A 14589-nucleotide genomic window follows, 5' to 3' on the forward strand; every position below is an offset into this window, starting at 1 on the left:
TATCTTTGACACAACATTTAATGAGATTTGTAGTATTTTTGTTCATTCTAAGTCTCCTGTGTCAAACTTTGACACATTCTAGTCAGGGCAGTCCCCAATGATACACACACCATTTTGCCAAGTTTTCTCTGACTCTATATCACCATTCTCATACCAATCATACAACTTACCATCTAGTTTGCCATCTTTGTAATTTCTCTCCGACGATTTCTTACCATTCGCATGCCAGTAAACCCAAGTGCCATCCTCCTTGCCATCTTTGAGATTCTCCTCTGACTTTTGCTGACCATTCTCATACCAATCATACAACTTACCATCTAGTTTGCCATCTTTGTAATTTCTCTGCGACGATTTCTTACCATTCGCATGCCAGTAAACCCAAGTGCCATCATTCTTACCGTCTTTGAGATTCTCCTCTGACTTTTGCTGACCATTCTCATACCAATCATACTGCTTACCATCTAGTTTGCTATCTTTGTAATTTCTCTGCGACGATTTCTGACCATTCGCATGCCAGTAAACCCAAGTGCCATCCTTCTTACCGTCTTTGAGATTCTCCTCTGACTTTTGCTGACCATTCTCATACCAATCATACTGCTTACCATCTAGTTTGCTATCTTTGTAATTTCTCTCTGACGATTTCTGACCATTCGCATACCAGTAATCCCTTGTACCATCCTCCTTACCGTCTTTGAGATTTTCCTCTGACGTTTTCGCACCATTCCCTTTCCAATAAGTCCATTCACCTTCTTTCTTGCCATCTTTAACTTTTCCCTCTGATTTATTTAGACCATTTTCATATTTACATAAGTTATTACCAGTAAATGGTTTAGTTTTATTTGTTAGGTAAATAAGACCATCTCTTTTTATAGTATCTGTATCAACACAAACAGTAGTATCCTCAAAAAATACAAACCAAATTAAATAAAATGAAATTAGTAGCGAGAAGAGAAGTACGAGTAGTTTTTTCATAATAGAGTCTTTTTGAACTAGAAGTGAATTTTACTATTGAAGTTCTCAAAAAGCATAGTATTTGTCTGAGAACTTATAAAATAGTCTGCCCCATGTCTGCTTATAGTCTTTATCGAGATAATATTTTAAGAATATTGTCATAGTAGTGTCTGTAGACGATATTGAAGAAAAACTCTTATGATGTTGTTATTCCCACTCAATAGTCGCAGGAGGTTTCCCTGAAATGTCATATACCACTCTTGAAACTCTAGAAATTTCATTCATGATTCGATTGGAGACATGGTCTAAGAAGTCATAAGGAAGTCGTGCCCAGCGAGCTGTCATAAAGTCAATTGTCTCAACAGAGCGAAGGGCTATGACATAATCGTATCTTCTTTCATCACCCTTAACCCCTACTGATTTAACTGGAAGGAAGACAGCAAATGCCTGATCCACTTTATCATATAAATCATGATTATTAAGCTCCTCCATGAAAATATGGTCAGCTTGCCTTAAGATATCAGCGTACTCTTTTTTTACATGGCCAAGAATTCTAACGCCAAGACCAGGCCCAGGGAATGGGTGGCGGTAGAGCATTTTTTTTGCAAGTCCAAGTCTTACTCCAATCTCTCTCACTTCATCTTTAAATAACTCTTTAAGTGGCTCAATCAATTCAAACTTCATATCATCTGGTAATCCGCCAACATTATGATGAGATTTAATAACATTTGCCTTCCCTGAAGCTGCACCTGCTGATTCAATTACATCTGGGTAAATGGTGCCTTGTGCTAAGAATTTAATGTCTTTTAATTTCTGTGATTCTTGATTGAATATTTCAATAAAGGCTCTGCCTATAATTTTTCTTTTTAATTCTGGATCACTTTCGCCAGAGAGTTGATCATAGAAATATTCTTGAGCATCAGCCCTAATAACCTTGACGCCAAGATTCTGAGAGAAAGTTTCCATGACCTCGTCACCCTCATTGAGCCTTAGTAGGCCATTATCTACAAAAACACAAGTCATCTGGTCACCGATAGCCTTATCAAGAAGCATTGCAACAACAGATGAATCTACTCCTCCAGAGAGACCTAGTAGAACTTGTTTATCACCAACTTGAGATTTTATTTTTTTCAATAAATCATCAATAATGTTATCCGTTGTCCATTTTTTTTCGCATTGACAGATCGTTGTAATAAACCTTTCTAGAATTTGAGTTCCTTGCTTTGTATGGGTTACCTCAGGATGAAATTGAAGTCCGAAGTAGTTTTTGTTGTTGTTTGCAAAGCCAGCAATAGGGCAATTATCACTTGCTGCAATTAACTCGAAGCCTTCTGGTAATTTTGTAACTTCTATCCCATGACTCATCCAGACATCTAGAAGGCCATGACCCTGTGAATTAATTTCATCCTCAATTCCAACTAAAAGTTTAGAATGATTTCTGGCGCGAATCTTTGCAAAACCAAATTCTGCTTTTTTAGCGCTTCTGGCCTCACCTCCCAGCTGAACTGCCATAGTCTGCATGCCATAACAAATTCCCAGAATTGGTATATTTAAGTCAAATACAATATAAGGGGCTCTGGCTGAATCAATTTTGCTGACTGTATCTGGGCCACCTGAGAGAATAATGCCATTCGGGTTAAATTTTTCAATAAAATGGGGGTTGACATCGTATGGAACTAATTCGCAATAAACGCCAATTTCTCTTACTCGCCTTGCAATGAGTTGAGTATATTGTGATCCAAAATCAAGTATTAAGATTTTATTATGATGAATGTTTGGCATAAAAATGTGTAATAAAAAAAAACCAACTAAATAACTAGTTATATTTTAATGAAAATAAGAGATCGCTACATTACTAAAACACTTTTAACCTACACATTAATTGTTCTTGTAGTTTGGATTAGTATCTACAGTTTTTTTAACTTTTTAGCTGAGCTAAATACTGTGGGAACGGCGAGGTATACAATCCTGTCGGCTTTTACTTATATTGTTTGCCAATTGCCTGAGGTTGCATACAAGCAAGCGTCACCAATCATATTATTGGGCTGTATTTTAGGTATGGGGCATTTAGCAACAACAGGGCAGCTTCTTATTTTCCGCGCATCTGGGGCCTCTATATTAAAAATTACGCTACTGACTTTAAAAAATTCTCTTATCTTTGTATTTTTTTTCATTTTTATAGGAGAATTTTTAGCCCCAATTTCAAGTAGTTTTGCTGAAAGTAGTCGATCTAAAGCTTTGATAAATCCTGCTGCGTCTACTATTCAAGAGGGTTTTTGGATTAGGGATGGCGATAACTTTATTAATGTTAAAAAAAATATTGATGGCACATTGTTTAGTGGTATTACAGTAATTGAGGTTAACTTGTCGAATAAGATTGAGAGAGTTATTAAGTCAGAAACTGCAATATTTGATGGCAATTCTTTAGATATGAGCGGCAGTGAGATTTTTTCTATTGATGACTCAAGTTCTATTAATGGTATTTCTTTAAAAGAGCGAAATTCATACGATAAAACTGTTTCATTTGATCAGGACTTGGTAGATAGCTTAGAAAAAGAACCTGAAGATTTATCAACTTGGACACTTATTAAGCAGATTGAATTTTTATCTGATAATAAATTACGTTCAGGCGTTTTTGAGGTAGAACTATACAAGCGTTTGGTTCAACCTCTAACTCTTATTGCAATGATCTTACTTGCAATGTTATTCATCTTTGGATCAACAAGGGATGCAACCCTAGGGAGAAAAATATTTTTTGGAGTAGCGCTTGGGTTATCATTTGAATTGCTGTCAAGAGTTGCTAACTCACTGGCACTAGGCTTGGACTTTAATCCTTTGTTGAGCTCTATATTGCCATCTATCGTGGTCATGTTTATTTCAATAATTTTATTATTTCAAAAATCTTCTCGATAGTCAGATGAGTCAGGCTAATTTAAAAACTGTTAAGCAAAAATTAAAAATACCAAATCGATTTGATGTTATCTTACTAAATGATGATTACACCTCAATGGAGTTTGTGGTCGATGTATTGAGGAGATTTTTTCATAAAGAGTTTCAAGCTGCTGAAGCAATTATGCTTAAAATACACATTGATGGAGAGGCCTCCTGTGGAACATATTCATATGATGTTGCTCAAACAAAAGTCTCACAAGTAATTGAGTATTCTAGAAAGAATGATCAGCCTTTGATGGCTGTTTTAAGAGAATTGGGAATATAAATATTTTAGTTTTTAGCTTATTGAACTGATAAAATTTGTTATATCTGAACCTTTTGAATTTAGGACTGAGTATGTCAATTAAATCTGTTGAAATATTAGATGAGGGCTTAAATGTTTTTTGGAGTAATAATTCCTTAACTTGCTATCCTTGGTTTTGGCTAAAAGATCATAGTGAAAATAAAAACGATCTTCACCCAGATACGAAACAACGTCAAATTGATTCTTTTACTAAGACACTTGAATACAATGTTTTTAAAGTATGGTTAGATGAAGATTCGAAAAATGTTTTTATTGAATGGAATGATAAAACACAAAGCTATCTTTCTTTTGATTTACTTGAAACGATGGCAAAACCCCGTTTACCTCAATCAAATTCTATAGATTCATCAAATTGTTGGAATACCCCAAGTGAAATCAAAGATTTTCCAGAAATGACTTATCAGGAAGTCATGAGTGAAAGTGGTTTAAAAAAATGGCTGATGAATATTAAAAGAGTAGGCTTTGTTTTAGTTACTGGAGCGCCTGCTACTCCTGAGGCAACAAAGGAGCTTATGGAGAGAATGGCTTATATTAGAAGCTCTATTTTTGGAGGGTTCTCTGTATGGGACAATAAACTTGATAGTCCAGATGACACTGCTTTTACATCGCTTGCTATTGAGCCACATACAGATGGAACATATGTTCATGATGCTCCAGGACTTCAAACTTTACATTGTATAAAAAGAGACTCTATTGGTGGTGAAAACCAATTAGTTGATGGTCTTGCTATTGCTGAAAAAATGCGACATGAATTTTCTGATGCTTTTGAAATCTTGTGTAATGTTAATATTCCAGGGAGATATATTAAGCCTGATACCTATTTAGAAGCACGTCGACCTTTATTTAGGATAAATAATAAAAGTGAGGTTATTCAAGTTAGTTTTAATAATCATGATAGAGCTCCCTTTAGGCTTGAAAATGATCAAATGAATAAATTTTATGATGCATATAAAATTTTTCATAATTTGGCAAATGATTCAAGTCGCCAATTTGAGTTCATGTTGGATCCAGGTAAAGTCCTAACTTTTGATAACTGGAGATTACTTCATGCAAGATCATCTTTGTCAGGTTATCGTCAACTTTGTGGTGGATATCATAACCATGAAGATTTTGAAAGTAGACTTCGGATATTGCAGTAAAAACCTCATAATTAAAATTGATTTTTTTTGAGTCAAAACTTTTTAGTGATGTTAAAATTAACTAATTAAAAAATATAAATTATTACAACTTTTTATGATTGAGCAAGGATTACAACAAGAAATTAATATGGTTATGACTGAGGCGAGAAATCGCCGCCTTGAGTTTGTTACAGTTGAACACTTACTTCTCGCACTTTTGAACATGGATGATGTTATTTCATTTCTAAGGGGTAAGCGAGTAAATATTGATGAACTTCGATCTGAACTTGATCAATATATTGATTCTCATACGCCTATTATTTCAGAGGATGCCGAAATAGATATTGTTCCAACTGTTGGGTTTCAAAGAGTCCTTCAAAGGAGTGTTTATCAAGCCCAGTCTGCTCAGAAAAATTCTGTAAACGCAATGAATGTCTTTGTTAGTATTTTCTCTGAAAAAGAATCTCATGCAGTTTATATGTTAAAGCTTAACAACATATCTAGATTAGATGTGATGGAAGGAATTTCTTCAAAGCTGGCTGATACTCCAAGTGAGGAAACAAAAAAAGTTGAGGGTGAAAAGCAGACTAAGCCATCTTCTCTAGAGTCTTTTACTACTAATTTATGTGAAAAAGCTAGGCTCGGTGAAATTGACCCACTTCTTGGACGAGAGGAAGAAGTGCTTAGAACTGTTCAGATTTTATCCAGACGTCGTAAAAATAATCCATTATTTGTTGGTCAAGCTGGCGTTGGTAAAACTGCAATTGCTCAGGGTTTGGCAAAGAGAATTGTTGATGGTAAAGTCCCTGAAATTCTCAAAAGTACTACCATTTATTCGTTAGATGTCGGTGTATTAATTGCAGGTACAAAGTACAGGGGTGATTTTGAAAAACGCTTAAAATCAGTTCTTTCAGATCTTGAAAAAGATAAAAACTCTGTTCTCTTTATTGATGAAATCCATACTTTAATTGGTGCAGGAAGCGTTTCTGGCGGATCTTTAGATGCCTCCAATCTTCTTAAACCTGCTCTAGCTGACGGATCTCTTAAGTGCATTGGCTCTACTACTTATGAGGAATTCCGTAAAGTTTTTGAAAAAGATCATGCACTCACTAGGCGATTTCAAAAAGTAGATATTGAAGAACCTTCAGTTGAGGATACGATTAAAATTCTTCATGGTTTAAAAAAATATTATCAATCTCATCATAAAGTTAAGTATTCAGCTTCATCTTTGGTTTCAGCTGCAGAATTAACACATAGACATATTGGTGACAGACGTCTACCTGATAAAGCAATTGATGTAATTGATGAAGTTGGTGCTCTTCAGCAGATACTTCCTAAGTCTAAGCGAAAAGTCAATATTGGAGTTTCTGATATAGAAAATATTGTAGCTAAATTAGCGCGTATTCCATCTCGGCAGATAAATAGCGACGATAAATCTCTTCTTAAAAACTTAGATGAAGATCTTAAACTGGGTGTCTTTGGACAAGATAGTGCTGTTGAATCATTATCAACTGCAATAAAGCTTTCACGCTCTGGATTATCACCGATTGAACAACCTATGGGATCATTTTTATTTGCGGGTCCTACTGGTGTTGGTAAAACTGAAATTTGTAAGCAGCTTTCAAGAATTATGGGTGTTAAATTATTGAGATTTGATATGTCTGAATATATGGAGAGGCATGCTATATCCAAGCTTATAGGCTCTCCTCCAGGTTATGTAGGTTATGATGAAGGAGGCCTTTTGACTGAGGCAGTTAATAGTAATCCTTATGCGGTTCTTTTATTGGATGAGATTGAGAAGGCCCATCCTGATATTTTTAATATCCTATTACAAGTCATGGATCATGGAAAGCTTACTGATGCTAATGGCCGTGAGGTTGACTTTAGCAATGTGATACTTGTTATGACTTCTAATGTAGGTGCTCAAAATGTTCAAAGATCTTCAATAGGTTTTAATGAGCAAGATCATTCTCTTGATTATGAAGGTGAACTTAAAAAGATATTTACACCAGAATTCAGAAATCGTCTCTCAGAAATTATTTATTTTAATAAACTTAATAAAGAGGTTGTTGTCTTTGTAGTTAATAAATTTCTTTTTGAGCTTGAAGACGTCCTCGAAAAAAAGAATGTTTCATTGATCGTCTCAGATGCAGCTCGAAAGTGGTTTGCAGAAAATGGCTATGACTCTATGATGGGAGCCCGCCCAATGATGAGACTAATTGAAAGAGAGGTACGTAAACCTCTGGCTGATGAGCTTCTTTTTGGCAAGCTAAGCGCTGGTGGAACTGTTAAAGTGGGAGTTAGTAAAGATAAGATTGCCCTAACAATCAGTTAATGAGAATCCTTATAAGTAATGATGATGGCTACCAGGCTAAGGGAATCAAGCAGCTTATAAAATCTCTGAGTGAAATTGCGGAAGTTATTGTAGTCGCCCCAAGTGAGAATAAGTCTGCAGCGAGTAGCTCGTTAACTCTTGGAAGGCCATTAAAACCAATTCAAATTGAAAAAAATATTTATGCAGTAGATGCAACGCCTACTGATTGTGTTCATTTAGCCTTATGTGGTTTTATAAAGGAGTCGATTGATTTGGTGGTAACTGGTATTAATTTTGGGGCCAACCTGGGTGACGATACCATCTATTCTGGAACCGTTGCGGGTGCTATAGAAGGGCGATTTTTAGGACTCCCATCAATTGCAATGTCCCTAGCTAGTTGGGAGTGTAATCACTTCGCGACAGCGGGAGAAATTGCCAAGAGATTGGTTGCTCAAATTGATAAATCTGAACTATCTTACAACACCATTATTAATGTTAATGTTCCAGATATTCCTCTTAGCGAAATTAAAGGCATTAAGAGTACTCGCCTAGGAAGCAGGCATAAATCTGAACCAAGTATTAAGGATAAAGAGGATACGTCTCTTTACTGGATTGGTGAGAATGGGAGGGAAGACGACAATTCAGAGGGCACAGATTTTCATGCAATTTCTAATAACTTTGTTTCAGTAACCCCTCTTCAGATTGATACAACAAAGCATTCTGAAGTAAAGCGAGTGAAAGATTGGCTTGAAAAAATGGATTATTGATTCCAAGTATCTCTGAGCCCAACTGTTTTGTTAAATACTAGTCCTTCAGACTCACTATCTTTACAAAAGTAGCCTTCTCGTTCAAACTGATATGCTTTTTCAGCCTTTGCATTTGATAAATTTGGCTCAACAAAGCCATTTTTTATTTCAAGGGAGTTGGGATTAATTGAGGTTGATAAGTCGTCAAATTTTGCTGGGTTTGGATCTAAAAAAAGGCGGTCGTATATTCTAAATTCTGCAATAATAGCTCTGCTCAATTCAACAAAATGAATTACGCCTCTAACTTTTCTTCCATCTGCTGGATTTTTCCCTAACGAGTCAGGATCATAAGTGCAGTAGACGGTTTTTACATTACCAGCATCGTCAGTATCAACACGAGTCGCCTTGATAACGTAAGAATTTCTGAGGCGGACCTCTTTATTGATTGCTAGTCGCTTATATTTATTATTTGGCGGCACTTCTACAAAGTCTTCTTTATCAATGTATATCTCACGACTAAAGAAAATCTCCCTAGTCCCCATCTCTTCATTTTGAGGATGAATAGGAGCCTGAAGGGACTCAATCTCATCATTAGGATAATTTTCAATCACTAGTTTTATTGGATTAATTACCGCCATTGATCTAGGAGCTGTTGCATTTAAATCATCTCTAATTGAAGATTCTAAAATTGAAATATCCGTCAAGCTATTGACTTTTGAAACCCCAACACGCTCTGAAAAGTCTCTTATTGATTCAGGAGTATAGCCCCTTCTTCGAAGCCCAGAAATAGTTGGCATTCTTGGATCGTTCCAGCCAGAGACATGATTACTATCAACCAACAGTTTCAGTTTTCTTTTGGATGTTGTTGCATATTCTAGATTCAAGCGAGAAAATTCATACTGGTGTGGGCGATCTATTTTATTGAATTCATCTAAGTGCTCCAATAGCCAATCATAAATTCGACGGTTATCTTGAAATTCTAGGGTGCACAGCGAGTGTGTCACTCCTTCAATAGCATCACTAATGCAATGGGCAAAATCATACATCGGATAGATACACCAGTCGTCATTTGTCTGGTGATGCGTCTCAAAACGAATCCGATACAGAGTAGGATCACGCATACACATAAAGCTGGATGACATATCAATTTTGGCGCGTAATACGCACTCACCCTCCTTAAACTCACCTTCTTTCATCTTCTTAAAGAGGGCTTTATTTTGCTCTATACTAGTATCACGATCAGGGCTATTTTTACCAGGCTGTTTTAATGTCCCCCTGTATTCCCGAGCCTCATCGGCACTCAAGAAGCAGACATATGCCAGGCCTTTAATTATGAGCTCTTCTGCACATTTATAAAAGATATCAAAATAACTTGAACTGAACTTGGCCTCACCATTCCAGTCAAAGCCTAGCCACTGGATGTCTTCTTTTATTGAGTGAACATACTCAATATTTTCTTTAGCAGGGTTGGTGTCATCAAACCTTAGATTGCACCTGCCATCATAATCTTTGGCCGTTCCAAAGTTGAGGCATATGGATTTTGCATGACCAATATGGAGGTAGCCATTTGGCTCTGGTGGGAAGCGTGTGTGTACAGAATTATGAAGTTTAGATTCTAAATCATTATTAATTTGATTACGAATAAAGTTGGTATTTTTTGTTAGGGGGGCTTTATCGCTCATAGAATTTAGTTAAAAATTGATCTATGAAATTATATCCTTTTTGCATTAGCGCTCGAAGATTCAGTAAAATAAAATTATTCTTTAATTTAAAAAACATATTATGAGTTGTGCATTATGTCGAGGCAATGATTTAAAGCGTATCTCGGAAAAAGACTCAAAGAACAAAGGCGAACTGATTGTATGTTTTTGTAATTCCTGCTCAATGGTTTCACAAAATCCTATCCCAACTGAACATCAGGTTGAACAGTATTATGCAACCGAATATCGACAAGATTACAAGCAAGTATTTGTACCAAAGCTCAAGCACATTTATAGGGCAGGAAACTTAGCACTGAACCGTTTAGGATTTTTGACCAATAAAAACATAGCCTCTGGAAAACTGTTGGATGTTGGCGCAGGTGGTGGTGAATTTACTTATGTTTCAAGTCAGTTAGGTTTTGATTCAACCGGAATAGAACTAAATATTGGTTATTCTAATTATGCTAAGGATCAATATCAAGCCAATGTCAAAACTGGTCAATTAGCTGACGTTGATGGTAAGTTTGACGTTATTACTATGTTTCATGTAATGGAGCATATTCCAGACCCAATAAAAACGTTCAAAAAATTGTATGATCTTTTAAATGAAGACGGCTTGTTGTTCATCGAAGTGCCAAATATTGAATCTTTTAGTCAATCACCAGGCAACACATTTTTTAAAGCGCATATTCATTATTTTAGCGCCACTACTTTAATTGCCTGTGCGAGTCAGTATTTTGTTAGCGTTGATCTAGATAATTCCGACAATAATATACGTATCTTATTTAATAGGAGGCCCTCTATTATCGAGCTTGAATTACCCAAAAAAAATGACATAGAGTCTTCGAAGTCACTAATAACACAAAAGAGTTGGGTTAATTATTTTTTTAAAGGCAGGGGCTATTTGAAAGCGCTCAATAGAGTAAGGGTTATTATTCAAGATGCACGAATTGTCAAAATAGAGCCTAAGGCAATATTAGATGCTATTGTTAGTAAGCATTAATAATTTTTATGAGGCTTTTAAACAGAAAAACATTAATGAATATTAAGTACTTAAATATTTTTAAATTTAATTTTTTGCAGTTAGTAGTATTATCAATGCCACTGCTTATTGTAAATGTCAAATACGCATCTGAGTTGGTGATTCTTTTTTTGACAATATTTGGTGTATATTTTTCTATTCGCGAACGTAAATTGCCTTTTTTCCATGATCAATTAAAGATTTATAGTTATTTAGTTTTAGTATTTTTTTTATCTATTGTTATGTCTGTAATCTTATCGGAAAATCCAATCCAAGGCATTGATAGAGTTGGCTCAAATATTCATTTTCTAGTTGCACCATTTGTAGCATATGTTATTTATAAAAGCAATGTAGATATGAAACATATGGTTCTGGTAATCAAGTTAAGTGTTCTTATTGGTGCTGTTTATGCTATTTATGGAAATCTTTATTTAGGGGTTGAGAGGGCGGAAGTAGGAGCTGATTCACCTACAATTTTTGGCTTTATTATGGGTTTTTTTGGCTTTATTTCCATAATTGATATTTGGACTCAGAGTAATAAAGAAAAATTATTTTCAGTTATTATTTTTTCTTTAGCAATATATTCAGTAGTTTTAAGTGGCACGCTTATCGCATTAGTAATATGTATAGCATTATCTTGTACTACTATTTTTATATGGTTTATTCGGGGACTCATAACCAAGCAAAGCCTAATATTAATTGTAATAGCGTTAACTTTATCAACAACTATCTTCATGTCTAACAAAGAATTTAGCAATAAAATTAATCTATCTTTTAATGAAATTAAAACTTTTTCCAATGATAACGATTCGCAAACATCTGTAGCTTTAAGGTTATCCATGTGGAGTGGTGGTTTAAAAGCTTTTAAGCAAAAACCGATTATTGGTTATGGATATCAAAATACTGGCCAGGAAGTTAGTCGTCATGTATACGCTCTTACCAAGAGCGACCTTGAAAAACTAACTGATGGTGAATTAATACTAAAGGCTATAGGTTCTGGAAATGCCAATAAAATAGAATTTGGTGGCCCTCAGGCGCTTGATCCCAATGTACCAAGCTATGAAAAAGAACTTGCAAACAGAGAGGAATTGATTGACATACTTGTAGAACTTTCAAATTGTAAACCTTTTTCTAAGTGCGACCTTGAAAAACTTGATGATCGTGAATTAATACTAAAGGCTATAGGTTCTGGAAATGCCGATAAAATAGAATTTGGCAGCCCTCAGGCACTTGATCCCAATGTACCAAGCTATGAAAAAGAACTTGCAAACAGAGAAGAATTGATAGAGGCGCTTGAAGGATTGAGTGAGGCTCTTCTAGAACCTAAACAAGAAAAATTTCTTACCAGTTATGCTCAAGCATTTACTAAGGACCAAAAAATGTTACACAATGACTATATTAATTCCCTAGTTGGCTTTGGTATTCTGGGCTTATTGGCATTGTTGGCATTGCTATTTTTTCCTTTGATTATATTTTTTATACGACTGAGAGATTATGAGGGTTTCACTAGAAATGCAATTGGAGTGTTGTTTATTATTGCTATATCTGTGTTTGCTATTACAGACAGCATATACACTCATAGTGTAATGCGAAGCTTTGTTGTATTTTTCTTAGGATTTTTGTTACTTAAAGATACAAAAGATTAGTTTTACTTTAACAAATGTACTCTACTTTTTATAAAAACTTTCTTTATTGAGTTTTATATACCTTCTTTTTGATTTTGTAATCAATGATAATATGTAAACGCCTAACTTGACTTGTGCTTTAATTCTTTTAATCCAAAAGATTGGATGTCCTTTAGGGTTATTAGGGTGACTTACTGTTGAAATTTTTATTTCATCTGAGTAAATATTAGGTATATCATAATGTTTGCATTGAGCTATTTGGATAATTTGGACTGGCTCAAGTTGATAACACACCAAAGTATTACAATGAGCAATTTGCGCGTCAGCAAGGGAAATTCCGTTCTCTCTCTCATATTGTAGTAATTTTTTTGCACCTGATGGCCATAAAATATAACCAGCTGCCCCAGATCTATCCTGATAAAGCCTGAATAGTTTTGAATTGCATGCAATACATTCGCCAACTTTAGAGATAATTTTTTTCCTACCAGAAGCTTCGAAATTAATATAATCCACGTTTTGTTTATTTGTAAATGATTTAAGTAGTTCAGGTACGCATTTTGATAGCAGCGCGTCATCTTCTAAAATTAGCGCAGGTTGATCAGTCTTTATTATTTTATCCCAAGCCAATTTATGTGAAAAATAGCAAGCAACCTCAGTATTGCGGAGTGGGCGTTGCCAATCATAGTAGTGTTTTTTGTATATTTCGCTACTAATATCATCTATAGACACTGCGTTTAAAAATTTATACTCTAACCCTAATTGAAATAATTGTTGTTTTTGAAACTCACGACGCTCAACTGCATCAGATAAATTAATAATAAAGATATTCAATTATCACCATCCAGTTTCGCTTCATTATCATTTACATAGCTATCATAATTAGTAATAAAGTAGTCAACTCTGAGTGCCTCCAAATATTCAGCTAAAGAGTTAGAGCTGTCATGAGTATATTGAATTTTAATCCCACTAATAATTATTTGTTTCTGATTGCTAAAGTCGGTCGATATTTGGTTTGATAATTTTTTTGCACTAGCGCGCATCTTTTGCTGACCCAAAGAAAACCATCTTTCAAATCGTGATTTATTTCTACGTCCCATAATCAGTTTTCCTAGGTATTGCAACTAGCCACTCTCCAAGAACACGGCGACCTTCAGAACAAACTAGAGCCCTATCATTATCACCCAGTTCTGTAATTTGATCTATATTTGACCACTGTTTTGGCTTAGATTTTACCATCTCAATATCAAAGTTTTTAAAGGCATCAATAAGTTTCTGCCTCCTCTTTTTACCATCGTCAAATTTAAAGTCGTGTATTTCAATAATAAAACTAGATTGACTAAAAGCGCCAATAACTTCATCAGTAAACAAGTCAAACTCACCACCCTCAATATCACACAATACTAAATTATTCTGACCAAAAATGCCTTCAGGAAGCTGCTTGTAAAATTGTGAATCTGCTCTACCATATATGCTAATAGAGTCGTCTAGGCGATTTAATTTCGCATTCGCATTGATGTATTTTGCTCCAAGTGGGTTTTCCTCAAAGCAATAAGCATGTCTTATCATCTTTTGCATTAGCATCCCGATTGGGTAATAGCCATCGGCGGCACCAAGATTCACAAGCGATTCATAGTGTTTATCTTTGATAAATTCTACAATCTCAGATTCGTAGAAGCCAAAAATTTTTGACGCTACATCGGCTTTTCCCCAGTGAATTTCTTTACCAAGATGCATACCTTCAAATAGACCTCTTTTAACGACGCCATTTGCCTCAATGAATAATTGCTTGGCAATCTTCTTGCGGTATTCTTTTACAAAAAATTTTAACAATGGATTCCTATTCATAATTCAATTTTTG

The 14589-nt window shown here is 35.1% G+C and carries 13 protein-coding genes; 7 read left to right on the top strand and 6 right to left on the bottom strand.

Going from position 1 to position 14589, the window contains the following annotated elements:
• Positions 1-78: 78 nt before the first annotated feature.
• Positions 79-972 (bottom strand): toxin-antitoxin system YwqK family antitoxin, encoded by an 894-nt coding sequence (locus tag CRN91_RS03050; protein ID WP_114114974.1) that lies wholly within the window; start codon positions 970-972, stop codon positions 79-81.
• Between the two features lie 186 nt (positions 973-1158).
• Positions 1159-2733, bottom strand: coding sequence for a glutamine-hydrolyzing GMP synthase (gene guaA / locus CRN91_RS03055; protein WP_114114975.1), 1575 nt, complete (start codon positions 2731-2733; stop codon positions 1159-1161).
• Positions 2734-2781: 48 nt separating this feature from the next.
• Between guaA and lptG the strand changes: the two genes are divergently transcribed.
• The 5 genes from lptG to surE all read left to right on the top strand — a co-directional run bounded on the left by lptG (position 2782) and on the right by surE (position 8406).
• Complete coding sequence (gene lptG, locus CRN91_RS03060; protein ID WP_114114976.1) at positions 2782-3864, top strand: LPS export ABC transporter permease LptG; 1083 nt, start codon at positions 2782-2784, stop codon at positions 3862-3864.
• Between the two features lie 4 nt (positions 3865-3868).
• On the top strand, positions 3869-4168 hold the full coding sequence (locus CRN91_RS03065) for an ATP-dependent Clp protease adaptor ClpS (RefSeq protein WP_114114977.1): 300 nt from the start codon (positions 3869-3871) through the stop codon (positions 4166-4168).
• A gap of 71 nt (positions 4169-4239) precedes the next feature.
• Complete coding sequence (locus CRN91_RS03070) at positions 4240-5346, top strand: trimethyllysine dioxygenase (protein WP_114114978.1); 1107 nt, start codon at positions 4240-4242, stop codon at positions 5344-5346.
• A gap of 94 nt (positions 5347-5440) precedes the next feature.
• Positions 5441-7660: an ATP-dependent Clp protease ATP-binding subunit ClpA gene (gene clpA, locus CRN91_RS03075; RefSeq protein WP_114114979.1), complete on the top strand. Its 2220-nt coding sequence runs from the start codon at positions 5441-5443 to the stop codon at positions 7658-7660.
• Positions 7660-8406 (top strand): 5'/3'-nucleotidase SurE, encoded by a 747-nt coding sequence (surE, locus tag CRN91_RS03080; RefSeq protein WP_114114980.1) that lies wholly within the window; start codon positions 7660-7662, stop codon positions 8404-8406. The genes clpA and surE overlap by 1 nt, the downstream gene beginning before the upstream one ends.
• On the opposite strand, the gene CRN91_RS03085 is transcribed toward surE, so the two are convergent.
• On the bottom strand, positions 8400-10067 hold the full coding sequence (locus CRN91_RS03085; protein ID WP_114114981.1) for a glutamine--tRNA ligase/YqeY domain fusion protein: 1668 nt from the start codon (positions 10065-10067) through the stop codon (positions 8400-8402). The genes surE and CRN91_RS03085 overlap by 7 nt on opposite strands.
• 100 nt (positions 10068-10167) lie before the next feature.
• Between CRN91_RS03085 and CRN91_RS03090 the strand changes: the two genes are divergently transcribed.
• On the top strand, positions 10168-11088 hold the full coding sequence (locus CRN91_RS03090; protein WP_114114982.1) for a class I SAM-dependent methyltransferase: 921 nt from the start codon (positions 10168-10170) through the stop codon (positions 11086-11088).
• 260 nt (positions 11089-11348) lie between these two features.
• Positions 11349-12752: an O-antigen ligase family protein gene (locus CRN91_RS03095; RefSeq protein WP_217351061.1), complete on the top strand. Its 1404-nt coding sequence runs from the start codon at positions 11349-11351 to the stop codon at positions 12750-12752.
• A gap of 21 nt (positions 12753-12773) precedes the next feature.
• On the opposite strand, the gene CRN91_RS03100 is transcribed toward CRN91_RS03095, so the two are convergent.
• From CRN91_RS03100 to CRN91_RS03110, 3 genes are read right to left on the bottom strand one after another with little or no spacing between them, the layout of a single operon-like run.
• Positions 12774-13562, bottom strand: coding sequence for a glycosyltransferase family 25 protein (locus CRN91_RS03100; RefSeq protein WP_114114984.1), 789 nt, complete (start codon positions 13560-13562; stop codon positions 12774-12776).
• Positions 13559-13828: a hypothetical protein gene (locus CRN91_RS03105; protein ID WP_114114985.1), complete on the bottom strand. Its 270-nt coding sequence runs from the start codon at positions 13826-13828 to the stop codon at positions 13559-13561. The genes CRN91_RS03100 and CRN91_RS03105 overlap by 4 nt, the downstream gene beginning before the upstream one ends.
• A complete protein-coding gene (locus tag CRN91_RS03110) occupies positions 13818-14576 on the bottom strand; it encodes an SAM-dependent methyltransferase (RefSeq protein WP_114114986.1) in 759 nt (252 codons plus the stop codon). Before CRN91_RS03110 ends, CRN91_RS03105 begins: the two co-directional genes overlap by 11 nt.
• Between the last annotated feature and the right edge of the window lie 13 nt (positions 14577-14589).

The sequence above is a fragment of the Candidatus Thioglobus sp. NP1 genome (genome assembly GCF_003326015.1).
Lineage (GTDB): Bacteria > Pseudomonadota > Gammaproteobacteria > PS1 > Pseudothioglobaceae > Pseudothioglobus > Pseudothioglobus singularis_A.